Origin of the sequence: Williamsia serinedens (genome assembly GCF_024171725.1) — a bacterium.
Lineage (GTDB): Bacteria > Actinomycetota > Actinomycetes > Mycobacteriales > Mycobacteriaceae > Williamsia_A > Williamsia_A serinedens.
This window is the reverse complement of record NZ_JAMTCG010000001.1, coordinates 123,847-140,439: the sequence shown is the minus strand read 5'-3', so window position 1 is coordinate 140,439 and position 16,593 is coordinate 123,847. Positions and strand designations below refer to the sequence as shown.

General features: G+C 72.2%; 11 protein-coding genes. All 11 read right to left on the bottom strand.

Features of this window, described 5'->3' with window-relative positions; genetic code table 11:
• Positions 1-11 precede the first annotated feature (11 nt).
• Positions 12-2,576 (bottom strand): [protein-PII] uridylyltransferase, encoded by a 2,565-nt coding sequence (locus tag LX12_RS00605; protein WP_253652574.1) that lies wholly within the window; start codon positions 2,574-2,576, stop codon positions 12-14.
• A 15-nt stretch (positions 2,577-2,591) separates the two neighbouring features.
• Positions 2,592-2,930, bottom strand: a complete 339-nt coding sequence (locus tag LX12_RS00600; protein WP_253652573.1) for a P-II family nitrogen regulator — start codon at positions 2,928-2,930, stop codon at positions 2,592-2,594.
• Between the two features lie 4 nt (positions 2,931-2,934).
• On the bottom strand, positions 2,935-4,317 hold the full coding sequence (locus LX12_RS00595; protein WP_253653120.1) for an ammonium transporter: 1,383 nt from the start codon (positions 4,315-4,317) through the stop codon (positions 2,935-2,937).
• Between the two features lie 221 nt (positions 4,318-4,538).
• A complete protein-coding gene (gene ftsY / locus LX12_RS00590) occupies positions 4,539-5,963 on the bottom strand; it encodes a signal recognition particle-docking protein FtsY (protein ID WP_253652572.1) in 1,425 nt (474 codons plus the stop codon).
• An 86-nt stretch (positions 5,964-6,049) separates the two neighbouring features.
• On the bottom strand, positions 6,050-9,664 hold the full coding sequence (smc, locus tag LX12_RS00585) for a chromosome segregation protein SMC (protein WP_253652571.1): 3,615 nt from the start codon (positions 9,662-9,664) through the stop codon (positions 6,050-6,052).
• 63 nt (positions 9,665-9,727) lie between these two features.
• The gene (locus LX12_RS00580) at positions 9,728-10,015 is read right to left on the bottom strand and encodes an acylphosphatase (protein ID WP_253652570.1); all 288 of its coding nucleotides are present in this window, start codon (positions 10,013-10,015) and stop codon (positions 9,728-9,730) included.
• A complete protein-coding gene (locus LX12_RS00575) occupies positions 10,012-10,446 on the bottom strand; it encodes an OsmC family protein (RefSeq protein WP_253652569.1) in 435 nt (144 codons plus the stop codon). Before LX12_RS00575 ends, LX12_RS00580 begins: the two co-directional genes overlap by 4 nt.
• Before the next feature lie 58 nt (positions 10,447-10,504).
• Complete coding sequence (locus LX12_RS00570) at positions 10,505-11,212, bottom strand: response regulator (protein ID WP_308213947.1); 708 nt, start codon at positions 11,210-11,212, stop codon at positions 10,505-10,507.
• Positions 11,190-13,877, bottom strand: coding sequence for a DUF4118 domain-containing protein (locus tag LX12_RS00565; RefSeq protein WP_372504887.1), 2,688 nt, complete (start codon positions 13,875-13,877; stop codon positions 11,190-11,192). The genes LX12_RS00570 and LX12_RS00565 overlap by 23 nt, the downstream gene beginning before the upstream one ends.
• A 6-nt stretch (positions 13,878-13,883) precedes the next feature.
• A complete protein-coding gene (locus LX12_RS00560; RefSeq protein WP_253652567.1) occupies positions 13,884-14,513 on the bottom strand; it encodes a potassium-transporting ATPase subunit C in 630 nt (209 codons plus the stop codon).
• Positions 14,513-16,552 carry a potassium-transporting ATPase subunit KdpB gene (kdpB, locus tag LX12_RS00555; RefSeq protein ID WP_253653118.1) on the bottom strand — a complete coding sequence of 680 codons (2,040 nt, stop codon included), beginning with the start codon at positions 16,550-16,552 and terminating at the stop codon, positions 14,513-14,515. The genes LX12_RS00560 and kdpB overlap by 1 nt, the downstream gene beginning before the upstream one ends.
• Between the last annotated feature and the right edge of the window lie 41 nt (positions 16,553-16,593).

Sequence of the window (16,593 nt, the reverse complement as noted above, 5' to 3'; positions counted from 1 at the left end):
CGGTGTCGGTGTCAGGCGCCGGGCACACCGCCGCGGGCGCTGTCCGCGGTGGGTGCCGGGGTCTCGGTCTCACGCGGCGGCTCGGGTGGGGGCACCACCGCGATCACGGCGTCGGCGAGCTCCGACCGCCGCGCCGGGGAGTCGTCGGGCAGGCGTAGACAGAACGTGTCGACGACCGTCCCGCCGAGTGTCTCGACCATCGCCCACACGATGTCGACACCATGTCGTTCGAGCACCGCCGAGACCCGCGACAGCAGACCGATGCGGTCGGCGGCACGCAGTTCGAGCACCGGGCCGCTGCCGGCCGTCGGGTCGGCGTCGATCCACAACACGCGCGGCGGGGCCATCGCGAACAGGGCCGGGACGGCCACCGGTGTGCCGTCCTCGGGTGGCGACGCCACCGGCACCGGTGACTCGGCCTCCCGCTTGTCGAGACGGCGGATGACGTCGAGGGTGCCCGCCGTCGCCTGGAGCACCTGCTGGCGGAGCAGGCCGGGGTCGGGCGGGTCGCCGAAGGCCGGGATGACCCGGAAGGTGTTGACGACGCTGCCCGCGTGGGACTGCACCATCGCGGTGTGACAGCGCAACCCGTTGAGCGCCAACACACCCGACGTCGTGGACAGCAGGCCGGGACCGTCCGGGGCGATCACGGTCACCACCCGCGTGTGCGAGCCGGGGACGGATGCGATGTCGACGTGCACTCCCCCGGCCTCGGCCCGGGCTCGCTGCTCGTCGGTGAGCGGGTCGGGCCGGTGCAGTTCCTCCCCGTCCATCACGCGCAGGCAGCGCCGGACCAGTTCGGAGACGAGCGAGGACTTCCAGTCGCCCCACACACCGGGCCCGGTCGCCAGCGAGTCCGCCTCGGCCAGGGCGGCGAGCAGTTCGAGCAGCACCCGGTCACCGCCGAGCGTGTCGACGACGAACTGCGTGGTCGCGGGGTCGTCGGGGTCGCGGCGGGTGGCGGTGACGGGGAGGAGCAGGTGGTGACGGACCATCGCCGAGAGCGTCGCGACGTCCTGCGGCCACAACCCGAACCGGTTCCCGATCTGGGTGGCGAGCTCGGCGCCGACGACGCTGTGGTCGGCACCGCGACCCTTGCCCAGATCGTGCAGCAGCGCCCCGAGGACCAGCAGGTCGGGCCGGGACACCCGGGTGGTCATGGTGGAGGCGTACACCGCGGTCCCGACGAGATGCCGGTCGACGGTCCACGTGTGCACCGGGTCCCGAGGCGGGAGGTCGCGCACCGCACCCCACTCCGGCAGCAACCTCCCCCACAGTCCGGTCCGGTCGAGCGCCTCGATCGGCGCGACCATGTGGCGTCCCGTCCCGAGCAGGACCAGCAGGTCGCTGAGGGCCTCGGCGGGCCACGGCTCGCGGAGCTCGGGTGCGTGGTCGGCGAGTCGGGCGAGCGTCGAGGCACTCATGGGCAGACCGGTGCGGGCCGAGGCGGCCGCGACCCGCAGGATCAGTCCCGGATCCTTGCTGGGGATCGCGTTGCGCGCCAACACCACCTCGCCGGCGTGCTCGACGACACCCTCGTCGAGGGGGCGACGGACCGGCGATCGCCGCAGCTTGGCCAGTCCGCGGCGCGGCAGGGCGTTGCCCGCGGTCCGCAGACCGACGTCGACCGAGTAGCCGATGGTGCGGGCGCTGTCGCTGATGACGCGGGCGAGGTCGAAGCGGTCGCCGATGCGCAATGCGGCACCGATCTCGTCGGCGTCCTGCGCGCGCAGCTGCTCGCGCGGTCGACCGGCGATGCGGTGCAGTTCGGTCCGGATGTCGAGCAGTCGACCGTAGGCGGTCTGCAGTCCTGCGCCGGGCGAGTCCGGACGCAGCGTGCCCATCCCGTCGGTGAGCTGGGCGGCGGCGAGTGCGCCCAGCATCTGCACGTCCCGGAGGCCGCCGCGCCCGTTCTTCAGGTCCGGCTCGGCGCGGTGCGCGATGTCGCCGCTGCGCCGCCACCGGTCGCGGGCGGACTCGACGAGCTGCGGGAAGCGGGTGCGGATGTCGGTGCGCCACTGCCGGCGCACACCGGAGATGAGCAGCGCCGACAGCGACTCGTCGCCGGCGATGTGTCGGGCCTCGAGCAGCCCGAGCGCCGCGCTCATGTCCTGGGAGGCGACCTGCAGTGCCTGCGACACCGTGCGGACGCTGTGGTCGAGCTTGATGTGGGCGTCCCACAGCGGGTACCAGAGGCCGTCGGCGACCTCGGCGACCCGCGCGGGGTCCATGTCGTCGTGCAGGAGGATCAGGTCGAGGTCGGAGTGCGGCAGCAACTCCTGTCGGCCCAGCCCGCCGACCGCTACGATCGCGAACCCGCTGTCGGGGCGGATGCCGAGTTCGGCGCCCTTCGTGGTGAGCCAGAAGTCGTGGAGGTCGACGAGGACCTGCCGCAGCCCGGCGGCGTCGTCGCGCTGCGCGGCGTCGCTGTGGGCGAGGAGTTGTCGGCGTGCGGCGACGAGATCGGACGCGGCCGAGGACGGGACAGGCCCCGATCCCGGCGTGGAGCCGGGGCCGGGGCCTGTCGTGTCGTCGTCGCCGGTCGATCCGGCGCCACCGGAGGTGACGAACGGCACGGGTGTCGGTGCCTCTTACAGCGCGTCTGCGCCGCGCTCGCCCGTGCGCACGCGCACGACCGAGTCCACCGGGGACACCCACACCTTGCCGTCGCCGATCTTGCCGGTCCGGGCGGCCTCGACGATCACGTCGACGACCTTGTCGACGGCGGCGTCGTCGACGACCACCTCGACACGGACCTTGGGGACGAAGTCCACCGAGTACTCCGCGCCGCGGTAGACCTCGGTGTGGCCCTTCTGCCGGCCGTAGCCCTGGACCTCGCTGACCGTCATGCCGAGCACACCGGCCTGCTCGAGTCCGGTCTTGACGTCCTCGAGTGTGAACGGCTTGACGATTGCTGTGACCAGTTTCACTTGCTCATCCCTCCTTGCCGAGAGCGAGACCGCTCTGGCTCAACGCGCTGGTTCCCGAGGTCCCGCCGAGTGCGGCGAAGTCGTACGCGGACTCCGCGTGCTGCGACTCGTCGGCACCCTCGGCCTCTGCTTCGGGATCGATCCGCAGGCCGATGGTGAACTTGATGATCAGCCCGATTATGGCAGTTCCGACCGCCGAGTAGGCGAGCACGGAGAACGCGCCGACCGCCTGACGCCACAGCTGGTCGAACCCGCCGCCGTAGAAGAGGCCGTCGACCGCTGCGGGTGCCTGGTGCGTGGCGACCAGGCCGACGAGCAGCGTGCCGATGAGACCACCGACGAGGTGGACGCCCACGACGTCGAGCGAGTCGTCGAAGCCGAGCTTGAACTTCAGGCCGACCGCGAGCGCACAGATCGCTCCGGCGACGACACCGATGACGAGCGCGCCGAGCACGTTGACCGACGAACAGGACGGCGTGATCGCGACCAGGCCGGCGACGACGCCGGAGGCGCCACCGAGCGAGGTGGCCTTGCCGTCGCGGATGACCTCGACGACCAGCCAGGCGAGCATGGCCGCGGCGGTCGCGACGGTGGTGGTGAGGAACGTGGTTCCCGCGGTGCCGTTGGACGAGGTGGCCGACCCGGCGTTGAAGCCGTACCAGCCGAACCACAGCAGTCCGGCGCCGAGCATGACGAAGGGCAGGTTGTGCGGGCGCATCGGCGTCTGCGGCCAGCCGCGGCGCTTGCCGAGGAGGATGGCCAGCACGAGGCCCGCGACACCGGCGTTGATGTGGACCGCGGTACCACCGGCGAAGTCGATCGCCTTGAGCTTGTTGGCGATCCACCCGCCGTGCTCACCGGTGTAGCCGTCGAAGGCGAACACCCAGTGCGCGACGGGGAAGTACACGATCGTCGACCAGAGGACGGTGAAGGCGGCCCACGCGCTGAACTTCATGCGGTCGGCGACGGCACCGGAGACCAGCGCGACGGTGATGATGGCGAACATCAGCTGGAACATGACGAACACCGACAGCGGCAGGGTGCCGAACAGCGGGATGTTGACCGCGTCGGATGCCTCCGTGCCGGTGGCGGCGTCTGCGGCGACGGCGGCCGCGCCGTTCCCGCTGATGACGCCCTTGAGCCCGAAGTACTGACCGGGGTCACCGATCACGCCGCCCTTGTCCTCGCCGAACGCGAACGAGAAGCCGTACAGCGCCCACAACACGGTGACGATGCCCATGGACGAGACGCTCATCATGATCATGTTGAGGACGTTCTTGGCGCGCACCATGCCGCCGTAGAAGAACGCCAGACCTGGGGTCATCAGCAACACGAGCGCAGAGCTCGCGAGCATCCAGGCGGTGTCTCCGGCATCCGGGACACCCATTGCGGGGTAAGCCACCAATTCCTCCTCGTGTCACACCGGCTGTCCCGAGGCGGGTCATCCGGCTTCGATCTGCAAGGAGGTTGCTATCCGCATGTTTCGGTGGTGGCTACCCCATGTTTCTCGGGTGTGAACGGAACGGCCGACCAGATGACGTCCATGTATCGTCGCAGGTCACGAAACCCGTTCGGGCGGCTAATCAGCGAGTGCCGCAGGCGTGCGGTTCAGCCGAGCAGGGCGTCGACGAAGGCGCCCGGTTCGAACGGCGCGAGGTCGTCGGCACCCTCCCCCAGCCCGACCAGCTTCACCGGCACGCCGAGTTCGCGCTGGACGCGGAACACGATGCCGCCCTTCGCGGTGCCGTCGAGCTTGGTGAGGACCACGCCCGTGATGTCGACGACGTCGCCGAACACCTTGGCCTGGGTGAGCCCGTTCTGGCCGGTCGTCGCGTCGAGGACGAGCAGCACCTCGTCGACGGTGGCCTTCTTCTCCACGACGCGCTTCACCTTGCCCAGCTCGTCCATGAGACCGGTCTTGGTGTGCAGACGTCCCGCGGTGTCCACGACGACGACGTCGACGCCGTCGGCGACCCCACTCGCCACGGCCTCGAAGGCCACCGACGCCGGGTCCGCCCCCTCCTTGCCGCGCACGGTGGTCGCACCGACGCGCTCACCCCAGGTCTGCAACTGGTCGGCGGCGGCGGCGCGGAACGTGTCGGCCGCACCGAGCAGGACCCGGCGACCGTCGGCGACGAGCACGCGGGCCAACTTGCCCACGGTCGTGGTCTTGCCGGTGCCGTTCACCCCGACGACGAGCAGCACGGCGGGCGTCTCGGCGTGCGGCAGCGCGCGGATCGAGCGGTCCATGCCGGGCAGGAGTTCGTCGACGAGGACGGTGCGCAGCACCTCGCGGGCGCCGGCGGCGGTCCGCACCGACGACTCGGCCAGCCCGGTGCGCAGACGCTCGACGATGGCCGTCGTCGTCGTCGACCCCAGGTCGGCCGAGAGCAGGATGTCCTCGACCTCCTCCCACGACTCCTCGTCGAGGTCACCGCCGCCGAGAAGTCCGAGGACGCCCTTGCCGAACGTCGACTGGGAGCGGGCGAGTCGTCCGCGCAGGCGCGTGAGACGTCCCTCGACGGGCTCGATGACGTCGCGCTGCGGCACCCGCTCGTCGAGGGACGCCGCGTCGTCCGGCACGACGACCTCGTCGGGTGCCGACGGCCGCTCGACCACCGGCGGCGTCTCCGGAACCGGCTGCGTGACGGGGGGCGTGGGGTCGACGGGGACGTCGGCGTCGGGGAGGGACAGATCGGTGAACGAGCGCTTCGGAGCGTCTCGCGGTATCGCCGCGTCGTCGCCGACACGCGGCTGCCCGTCGGTGTCGGTGCGCTCGGGCAGCAGGTCGGTGGCGTCACCGGTCGGCGGCGGGGTCGGGTCCTCGTCGGTGGCGGTACCGCCCTGGGTGAAGGAGAAACCGCCGCCGGCCTGGTAGGACCCGGATCGGTCCACCTGGCGCGGGGTGGTGTCGGTGTCGGCCTCCCGCAGCGAGATCCGACGACGTCGACCGATGACGAGGCCGACGACGAGGGCGACGAGGAGGACCGCGACGACCGCGACCGCGATCACGACGATCAGTTCGGTGCTCACCCGTTCATGGTGTCACCGCGGCGGGGGTGCGGCGTCAGCGGGCCGCGACACCCGTGTCGGTCACCGGACCGCCACACCCGTGTCGGTCACCGGACCGCGACACCCGTGTCGACGCCACGCAGGCGCTGGGAGATGACGGTGGTGATGCCGTCGCCCTGCATGCTGACGCCGTAGAGCGCGTCGGCGATCTCCATCGTCGGCTTCTGGTGCGTGATGACGATGAGCTGCGACCGCTCGCGGAGCTGCTCGAAGAGTCGGATCAACCGCCGCAGGTTGGTGTCGTCGAGGGCGGCCTCGACCTCGTCCATCACATAGAAGGGGGACGGCCGGGCCCGGAAGATCGCGACGAGCATCGCGATCGCGGTGAGCGACTTCTCGCCACCGGACAGCAGCGACAGGCGCTTGACCTTCTTGCCCGGCGGGCGGGCCTCCACCTCGATGCCGGTCGTGAGCATGTCACCCGGGTCGGTGAGGATCAGCCGGCCCTCGCCGCCGGGGAACAGCGTGCGGAACACCTCGACGAACTCCCGCTCGACATCGGCGTAGGCCTCGGTGAAGACGCGCAGGATCGTCTCGTCGACCTCGGCGACGACGTCGAGCAGGTCGCGGCGGGCGTTGCGCACGTCCTCGAGCTGGGTGGAGAGGAACGTGTAGCGCTCCTCCAGGGCGGCGAACTCCTCGAGCGCCAACGGGTTCACCTTGCCCAGGGCGGTGAGGTCCTTCTGCGCCGTCTTCGCGCGGCGCTCCTGCGTGGCCCGGTCGTACGGCAGGGGCGCGGGCGCGACGACGATCTCGCCCCGCTCCTTGGCCTGCTCGTACTCGGCGATCTCCAGCGCGCTCGGCGGCAGCGGCACGTCGGGTCCGTACTCGGCGACGAGGTCGTCGGGGCCGATGGACCACGTCTCCATGATCTGCGCCTCGAGCTGCTCGACGCGCAGGGCGAGCTGGGCACGGGCGACCTCGTCGGCGTGGAGTTCCTCGCGCAGACCGGCCAGCTCGGTCGTCAGCTCGGCGACGCGGCGGCGGGCGACGTCGAGTTGCGTGGACCGCTGCGTGCGCGCGGCCTCGAGCCGGTCGCGGATGTCCTGGGCGGCGGAGACCGACCCGCGGAGGCGACCGTCGATCGCGTCGCACGCCGCGACCACGGCGGCGGCCACCTCGGCGGCGCGGGCACGCGCGGCGTTCTGCCGTTCGGCGCGGGCTCGGGACTCGCGCTCGGCTGCGGCCGAGCGACGCAGCTGGTCGGCGCGACCGCGGACGGAGGCGAGCCGCTCCTCGGCCGTCCGCAGCGCCAGGCGCGCGTCGGTCTCCTCCGACCGCGCGTCGGCGACGGCCGCAGCCGCAGCCGCGCGCTCGGCGTCGGCGCCGGTGTCGGTCACGGTGTCGTCGGGGTCGACGTTCGCGGCCTGCAGACGGCGCTCCATCTCGGCGAGCTCGGCGACGGCGGTCGCCCGGTTCGACTCGACCGCGGCGCGACGCACCGACAGGCGCTCGGCCTCGCCGTGCGCGGCGCGCACCGCCTGACCCAGGCGGGCGAGTTGCTCGTAGACGGCACCGACCGCCGCGTCGGACTCGTGCAGCGCGGTGACCGCGTCGTCGGCGGCCAGTCGGCGGGCCTCCTGGTCGGCGAGAGCACCCGACAGTGCCGCGGACAGCTCCTCGCAGCGGTGCCGCGCGATGACGAGATCCGCCTCGGCGGAGTCGATCTCGGCCTGCAGCTCGAGAGCGGACGGGCGTCGGTCCGAGCCACCGCTGAGCCACCCTGGCCCCACCACGTCGCCGTCGCGGGTGACCACGAGCAGCCGGTCACCGGCGTCCGCGGCGTCGCGGGCGATCCGTGTCGCGACGTCGAGGTCGTCGGCGACGACCGTCTGCGCGAGGACGAGGTCCATCGCGCCCTGCACGTCGTCGGGGGCGCGGACGAGGTCGGCGATCCATCGGGCCCCGACCGGCAGGGTCACCGTCCGCGCCGGACGGTGCCGCGGGAGTCCACCCACGACGAGAACGGCCCGGCCCGCGTCGGCCTCCTTCAGCCGGCGCAGCGCCGTGTGCGCGGCCCCGTGGTCGGTCGCGGCGACGGCGTCCTCGGCCGGGCCGAGTGCGGCGGCGACCGCGGTCTCGTACCCGGGTTCGATCCGCAGCACGTCGGCCAGCGCACCGCGCAGCCCGTCGATGCCATGGCCGTCGGCGAGGAGCCAGGCGCCGCCGTCGCGACGACTCAGGCCCGTCGAGAGTGCGTCGATGCGCGCCGTGAGCGACGCCACCTGCTGTTCGGCGGCGCGTTCGGCGGCCTGCAGTTCGGTGACGCGGGCGTTCGCGGCGTCGAGCGCGGCGACGGTCCGTTCGTGGTGCTCGTCGAGACCCTTCTCGGTTGCGTCGAGCTCCGGCACCCGCGCCTGCACCGCGTCGAACTCGCGCTGCGCCTCGTCGGCGCGCTGGGCGGCCTCGACGATCGCCTCCGACAGCCGCGTGTCCTCGGCCTCGGCCGACTCGACCCGCGCGGCGAGAGTGGTCACCTGACCCTCCAGCCGGACGAGACCCTCGCGACGGTCGGCGACGGCACGCACCGCGGCCAGGTGGGCGCGCTCGGCCTCGCTCGCGACCGACTCGGCGGCCTGCAGGGCCGCCCGTGCCGACTCGAGCGTGTCCTGCGCCTCCTCGACGGCCTCGGTGCGGATGGCCTCGTCCTCGGCGGCCGCCTGTGCCGCGGCGTCGAGCTCGTCGGGGTCGCGACCCGCCTCGACGACCACCGGCTCGGCGAGGTGCCGGGACCGTTCCGCGGCCACCCGGCGTGTCGCGTCGATGCGTTCGGCGAGTGCGGACAGTCGGAACCAGCTCGCCGCGGCGGCCTGCGCGGCGGGCGCGATCGCGGCGACCTTCTCCTCGTGGCCGGTCATCTCGGCGGTCGCGGCGTCGAGCGCGGCGGCGACGGCGTCGGAGCGTTCTCGGATCTGCGCCTCGACGGCGTCCCGGTCGGCGCGGGACGCCCGCAGGGTGACGAGGTCGTCGGCGGCGAGGCGCAGTCGCGCGTCGCGCAGGTCGGCCTGGACGGTGGCCGCGCGCCGGGCCACCTCGGCCTGCCGGCCGAGCGGCTTGAGCTGGCGACGCAGCTCGTCGGTGAGATCGGTCAGCCGGGCCAGGTTGGCCTGCATGGACTCGAGCTTGCGGACGGCCTTCTCTTTGCGCTTGCGGTGCTTGAGGACGCCGGCGGCCTCCTCGATGAAGGCGCGGCGGTCCTCGGGACGGGACTCGAGGATCGCCGAGAGCCGCCCCTGGCCGACGATGACGTGCATCTCGCGCCCGATGCCGGAGTCGCTGAGCAGCTCCTGCACGTCCATGAGGCGGCATGTGCTGCCGTTGATCTCGTACTCACCGGCTCCGTCGCGGAACATGCGCCGCGTCACCGAGACCTCGGAGTAGTCGATGGGGAGGGCGCCGTCGGCGTTGTCGATGGTCAGTGTCACCTCGGCCCGGCCCAGCGGGGCGCGACCGGAGGTGCCGGCGAAGATGACGTCCTCCATCTTCCCGCCGCGCAGGGCCTTTGCGCCCTGCTCCCCCATCACCCAACTGAGCGCGTCGACGACGTTCGACTTCCCGGAGCCGTTGGGGCCGACGACGCAGGTGATCCCCGGTTCGAACCGGAGGGTCGTGGCCGACGCGAAGGACTTGAACCCCTTCAACGTCAGGCTCTTCAGGTGCACGACGGTAGAGGGTAATCGCACGGGCGACCACAGGGTGAACGCCGCGCGACACCGCGGTGGGCGTCAGCGTTCGACGAACCCGGTGAACTCGCCGGTCGCGGGCGCGGTGTCGTCGACGACGAGGTCGACGTGCCCCGGCGTCTCACCGCCCCGCAGCAGTTCCAGGAGCCGGGCGGTCGCGTCGGGCGTGCCCTCGGCGACGACGAGCACCCGACCGTCGGCCTGGTTGGCCGCGTACCCGGTCAGTCCGAGTTCCAGCGCCCGTGAGCGCGTCCACCAGCGGAACCCGACGCCCTGGACGTGTCCGTGCACCCAGGCGGTGAGGCGGGTGGACCCGGCCGGCGTGGTCACGGCGTGGGGATGTCGAGGTCGACGGTCGTGCCGGCCTTCAGGGTGCGGCCGACGGTGCAGCTGGCGTCGACGGAGCGGCGTACCACGGTGAGCAGCCGGTCGAGGGCTGCCGCGTCGAGGTCCGACAGGTCGAGCTCGAGGGACTCCTGCAGGTGCGGGTACACCTCGTTCTCGCGGTCGGCGTCCCCGGAGACGCGCACGGTCGCGGCGTAGTCGTCCCCGAGGCGACGGGCGAGGGTCGCGTCGGAGCTCATGCCCGTGCACGCGGCGAGGGCGATCTTCAACAGTTCGCCGGGGGTGAACACGCCGTCGACGTCGACCGAGCCGACCTCGACGGTGGCCCCGCGCGAACTGTGCCCGACGTAGCGACGGGTGCCGGTCCGCTCCACCCAGAGCTCGGTGGCGGCGGGTGCGGTGTTCTCTGCGCTCATGCCAGCAGTCAACACGGTCCTCGGGGCGGCGATTCCGGCACTCCGGGCGCGTCCGCCCTCAGCGCACGAAGCGATACCCCATGCCCGCCTCGGTGAGGAGATGCCGCGGGCGGGCGGGGTCCGGTTCCAGCTTGCGACGCAGACCCGCGAGATACACACGGAGATAATGGGTCTGAGAGTGGTACGAGGGTCCCCACACCTCGTGCAGCAGTTCCCGCTGCCCGACGAGCTTGCCCTCGTTGCGCACCAGCATCTCCAGCACGCCCCACTCGGTCGGGGTCAGGTGCACCGGTTCGCCGTCGCGCGTGACGATCTTGGCCGTCAGGTCCACGACGAACGACCCGGCGTCCACGACCGGCACCTCGGCGCCCGGTGCCGGGGCAGCCGCGCGCCGGACGGCGGCCCGCAGGCGGGCGAGCAACTCCTCCATGCCGAACGGCTTGGTGACGTAGTCGTCGGCGCCGGCGTCGAGAGCATCGACCTTGTCCGCGGAGTCCACCCGCGCGGACAGGACGATGACCGGCACCGTCGTCCAGCCGCGCAGGCCGGACAGCACGGCCATGCCGTCCATGTCGGGGAGCCCGAGATCGAGGATGACGACCTGCGGGTCGGTCTGGGCCGCGGCCCGCAACGCGCCGGCACCGGTCGACGCGGTCGTGACCTCGAACCCTCGCGCGCGCAGGTTGATCCGCAGGGCACGCAGGATCTGCGGCTCGTCGTCGACGACGAGCACGCGCACGGGGTCAGGGGCCGGTGGTTGCGACACCCTGCACATCCTCTCGCCGGGGGGACCCGAGTGTCCCGTCGGAGTCGTCCGCCCCACCGTCCTCGGCGGTGGGGTCGGTGGTCGCGTCGGCGGGCAGGTCGACCACCATGGTGGACCCGCCGCCCGGCGTCTCGACGACCTCGAGCTGCCCGCCCATCGCCTCGGTGAACCCCGACGCCACCGACAGGCCCAGCCCCACACCGGAACTCGCGTTCTGGTCGCCGAGGCGGTGGAAGGCCGCGAGCACCGCGGCGCGGTCGCCCTCGTCGATGCCGACGCCGTGGTCCACGACGAGCACCCGCACCCGACGCGAGGCGCTCGTCGTCGTGTCGTCGCCCCCGCCGCTCGGCTCGTCCGGTTCGGCGCGGACCGTCACCGTCGCGTCGCCGGAGTGGCGCAGCGCGTTGTCGACGAGGTTCGCCAGAACTCGTTCCAGCAACACCGGATCGGCCCAGACGAGGACGTGGCCGCCCTCGACGCGGACCCGGTCGGTGGCGGTCGTCGCGTAGCTGGCCATGCCCACCAACACCCGTCCGACCACCTCGCCGAGGTACACGTGGCGCATCTGCGGGCGCACGACGCCCGCGGCGAGGCGCGAGGAGTCGAGCAGGTTGCCGACGATGGCGGTGAGGTGATCCGTCGACTCCTCGATCGTCGCGAGCAGTTCCGCGGTGTCCTCCGGGGAGAACGAGACGTCGGTGCTGCGCAGACTGGAGGCGGCGGCCTTCACCGCCGCGAGCGGGGTCCGCAGGTCGTGGCTGACCGCCGAGAGCAGTGCTCGGCGGAGCCTGTCGGTCTCGGCCAGGGCCCGCGCCTCCGACGCGGCCTCGGCGAGCCGGCGACGTTCCACCACACCGGCGGCCTGGGTCGCGACGGCCGTCAGCACACGCCGGTCACGGCCCGTCGGCGAGGGCCCGCACAGCAGCATCGCGTACTCCCCCGACGCGACGGTGCACACCGTGTCGGCGTCCCCGGGCCGGGTGGCGGGGTCGGTCCCGACCGCGTTCTCCACGACGGGGACGGAATCGCCGGCCAGTCGGACCACCGACACCGACGTCTGCCCGAAGGTGTCGCGCACCAGCTCGAGAAGGGTGCTCGGGCTCGTCCCCGACAGGACCGCACCGGCGAACGTCGTGAGCAGTTCGGCCTCGGCCGCCGCCCGCGACGCCTCCCGACGACGCCGCGACGCGGAGTCGACCAGGGCCGCGACCGCGATCGCCACCACCAGCATCACGAGGATCGTCGAGGCGTTCTCGGTGTTGTCGATGGTGAAGCTGTACCGGGGGTCGGTGAAGAAGTAGTTCAGCAGCAGGCCGGAGACGATCGCGGTCAGCGCCGCCGGCGCGACGCCTCCGAGGAGCGAGATCGCGAGCACCACGAGGAAGAAGACCGCGGTCTCGGTCGCGAATCCCATCCACGCGTCGGCGAAGTACATGACCACAGCCGCGGCGGACGGCACGAGCACCGCGAACACCCACGTCAGCGGGCGGCGGAAACGACTCTGCCGGATGTCGAGCGGATTGCGGCGCGGGGCCTGGTCGTGGGTGACCATGTGCACGTCGATCTTGCCCGACATGCGCACCACGGCGGCCCCGGTGCCCTCCGACAGCAACCGCTCCCACCGGGACCGCCGCGACGTGCCGAGCACCAGCTGGGTCGCGTTCACTCCGCGCGCGAAGTCGAGGAGGGTCTCGGCGATGTCGTCGCCGACGGCGGTGTGGATGCGCGCACCGAACCCCTCGGCGAGGTCCTTCAGCGAGGGCAGTTCCCCCGACAGGCGGTCGAGGAGACCGTCGCCGCGGACGACGTGCACCGCGATGAGCTCCGCGCTCGAGCGCGACGCGATACGGCTGGCGCGCCGCAGCAGCGTCGCCGACTCGGGGCCACCGGTGATCGCGACGACCACGCGTTCCCGGGTCTCCCACGTCGCGGTGATCGCGTTCTGGGCCCGGTAGTCCGCGAGGGAGTCGTCGACCCGGTCGGCGAGCCACAGCAGTGCCAGCTCGCGCAGCGCCGTCAGGTTGCCCTGACGGAAGTAGTTCACCAGCGCACCCTGGATGCGGTCGCCCTTGTAGACCTTGCCCGCGGCGAGACGGCGTCGCAACGCCTCGGGTGCGATGTCGACCAACTCGATCGAGTCGGCCGCGCGGACGACCTCGTCGGGAACGGTCTCGCGCTGCGTGACGCCGGTGATCTCGGCGACGACGTCGTTGAGGCTCTCCAGGTGCTGGATGTTCACCGTGGACAGCACGTCGATCCCGGCGTCGAGCAGGTCGCGGATGTCCTCCCACCGCTTGGCGTTCCGCATCCCCGGCGGGTTGCTGTGCGCCAGCTCGTCGACGAGCACCACGTCGGGGTCGCGGGCCAGGACCGCGTCGACGTCGAGTTCGTGGAGCACGGTGCCGCGGTGCTCCACCGGTCGGGTCGGGACGGTCTCGATCCCGTCGGCCATCTGGGCGGTCGCGCTGCGACCGTGCGTCTCGACGATCGCGGCGACGACGTCGGAGCCCTCGACGAGCAGCGTCTTCGCCTGCGCGAGCATCTCGTAGGTCTTGCCGACGCCGGGGGCGCAGCCGAGGAAGATCTGCAGCGTCCCGCGCCGGTCGGCGTCCCGTGACGATGCGGTCGGTGCGGACACCGCCTGATCTTCCGCTGTGTCACTCATGCCGCGCTACCCGCACCTGCCCGCGGTCAGGCCGAGCCCCCGGTTCACACCCAGGACGTTCACCGTCGGTTGCCCCAGGAAGCCCAGCTGACGCCCGTCGGTGTTGGCGGCGATCACGGCACGCACCTGATCCTGGGTCTTGCCGGTGACCCGGGCGATGCGCGGCACCTGGACGGCGGCGTAGGCCGGGCTGATGTCGGGGTCCAGTCCTGACCCGGACCCGGTCACCGCGTCGACCGGGACACGGTCGGGCGACACCCCCTCGCGGGCGGCGATGTCGGCGCGACGGGTCTGGATCCACCGCGCCAGCTTCTCGCTGGACGGACCCTGCTGGCTCGCCGCCGACGCCGACGCGTCACCCGGGGCGAACGGGTCGTCGTCGGACCCGACGACGCGCGCGTGCAGATAGGGATCGGGTGCACCGCGCGCGGGGCGGGGGTCGATGCCGAGCAGCGCCGACCCGACCTCGCAGCCGGCGCGGTCGGTGACGCGCGACCCCTCGGGGCCGCCCGGCGCGATCCGCGCGACGCCCCACACGACGGCGGGATAGGCGATCCCGACGACGACGGTGAGCGCGACGAGCACCGCGAGACCGACGACCGCCTGACGGAGGACCTGCTTGACGACGAGCACCACTACCCCATTCCCGGGATGAATCGGACGACGAGATCGATGAGCCAGATGCCCACGAACGGCGAGATGACACCGCCGACGCCGTAGACGAGCAGGTTGCGGCCGAGCAGTCGCGACGCCGACGACGGCCGGTAGGCGACACCCCGCAGGGACAGCGGGATCAGCGCGATGATGATCAGCGCGTTGAACACCACCGCCGAGGTGATCGCCGACTGCGCCGAGTGCAGCCGCATGATGTTGAGCCCGTCGAGCTGCGGGTAGATGCCGCTGAACAGGGCGGGCAGGATCGCGAAGTACTTCGCCAGGTCGTTGGCGAGCGAGAACGTCGTCAACGCGCCGCGGGTGATGAGCAGCTGCTTGCCGATCGCCACCACGTCGATGAGCTTGGTCGGGTCGGAGTCGAGATCGACCATGTTGCCGGCCTCCTTCGCGGCCGACGTGCCCGTGTTCATCGCCAGGCCCACGTCGGCCTGCGCGAGCGCGGGCGCGTCGTTGGTCCCGTCGCCGGTCATCGCGACGAGCTTGCCGTCGGCCTGCTCGGCGCGGATCACCTCGAGCTTGTCCTCCGGCGTCGCCTCGGAGATGACGTCGTCGACGCCGGCCTCGGCGGCGATGGCCGCCGCGGTGCGCGGGTTGTCACCGGTGACCATCACCGTGCGGATGCCCATCGCGCGCAGTTGCGCGAACCGCTGCGCCATACCGGGTTTCACGACGTCGGACAGGGCGATGACACCGAGCACCCGCACGGCGTCATCGCCGCGGCGTTCACCGACGACGAGCGGGGTACCACCGCCGGTGGCGATCGCGTCGACCTGGTCGGAGACCGCGTCCGGGACGGTGGACCCGGTCGAGCGGGCCCAGGAGATCACCGCGTCGGCGGCACCCTTGCGCAGGGCCGTTCCGTCGGCGAGGTCCAGTCCGCTCATACGCGTCTGCGCTGTGAACGGCACCAGCGTCGCCGAGCCCGGCGCCGGGCGGATCGCCTCGACGTCCACGCCGTGGGTCTCGGCGCAGAACTCGACGATGCTGCGTCCCTCGGGGGTGTCGTCGCCGAGGCTCGATCGGCATGCGGCCAGGGCGATCTCGTCGACGGAGACGTCGGGCGCCGGGACCACCGCGGTGGCGCGACGGTTACCGAACGTGATGGTGCCCGTCTTGTCCATGAGCAGGGTGTCGATGTCGCCGGCGGCCTCCACCGCGCGTCCCGACATCGCCAGGACGTTGCGCTGCACCAGCCGGTCCATGCCCGCGATGCCGATGGACGACAGCAGCGCGCCGATGGTGGTCGGGATGAGGCAGACGAGCAGCGCGATCAGCTTGATCGGGTCGGGTGTCTGTCCGCCGTACTGCTGCACCGGGCCGATCGCGACCACCGCGAGCAGGAAGATGATCGTCAGGCTCGCCAGCAGGATGTCGAGCGCGATCTCGTTGGGCGTCTTCTTCCGCGAGGCACCCTCCACCAGGGCGATCATCCGGTCGACGAACGACTCCCCGGGCTTGGTGGTGATCTGCACGACGATGCGGTCGGAGAGCACGACGGTGCCGCCGGTCACCGCGCAGCGGTCTCCGCCGGACTCGCGGACGACGGGCGCGGACTCGCCGGTGATGGCCGACTCGTCGACGGTCGCGATGCCCTCCACGACGTCGCCGTCGCCGGCGATGGTCTCGCCGGCCTCGACGACGATGCGGTCGCCGATGGTGAGGTCGGAACCGGACACCTCGACGATCGACCCGTCGGACCCGAGCTTGCGGGCGACGGTGTCGCGCTTCACCTTCCGCAGGCTCTCGGCCTGGGCCTTCCCGCGGCCCTCGGCGACCGCCGTCGCGAGGTTGGCGAACACCACGGTGAACCACAGCCAGAACGCGATGGCCCAGGCGAACACGGACGGTCGCACGATCGCCAGGATCGTGGTGACGATCGAGCCGACGAACACGACGAACATGACCGGGTTGCGGACCTGCTTGCGCGGTGTCAGCGCCCGGACCGCATCCGGCAGCGCGGTCACCAGCGACCGCGGCGAGAAGGAACCGTGCCCGGCCAGGTCGGCCGGGGCAGAGGAGGTCTCGGGGAGTTCGGTGACGG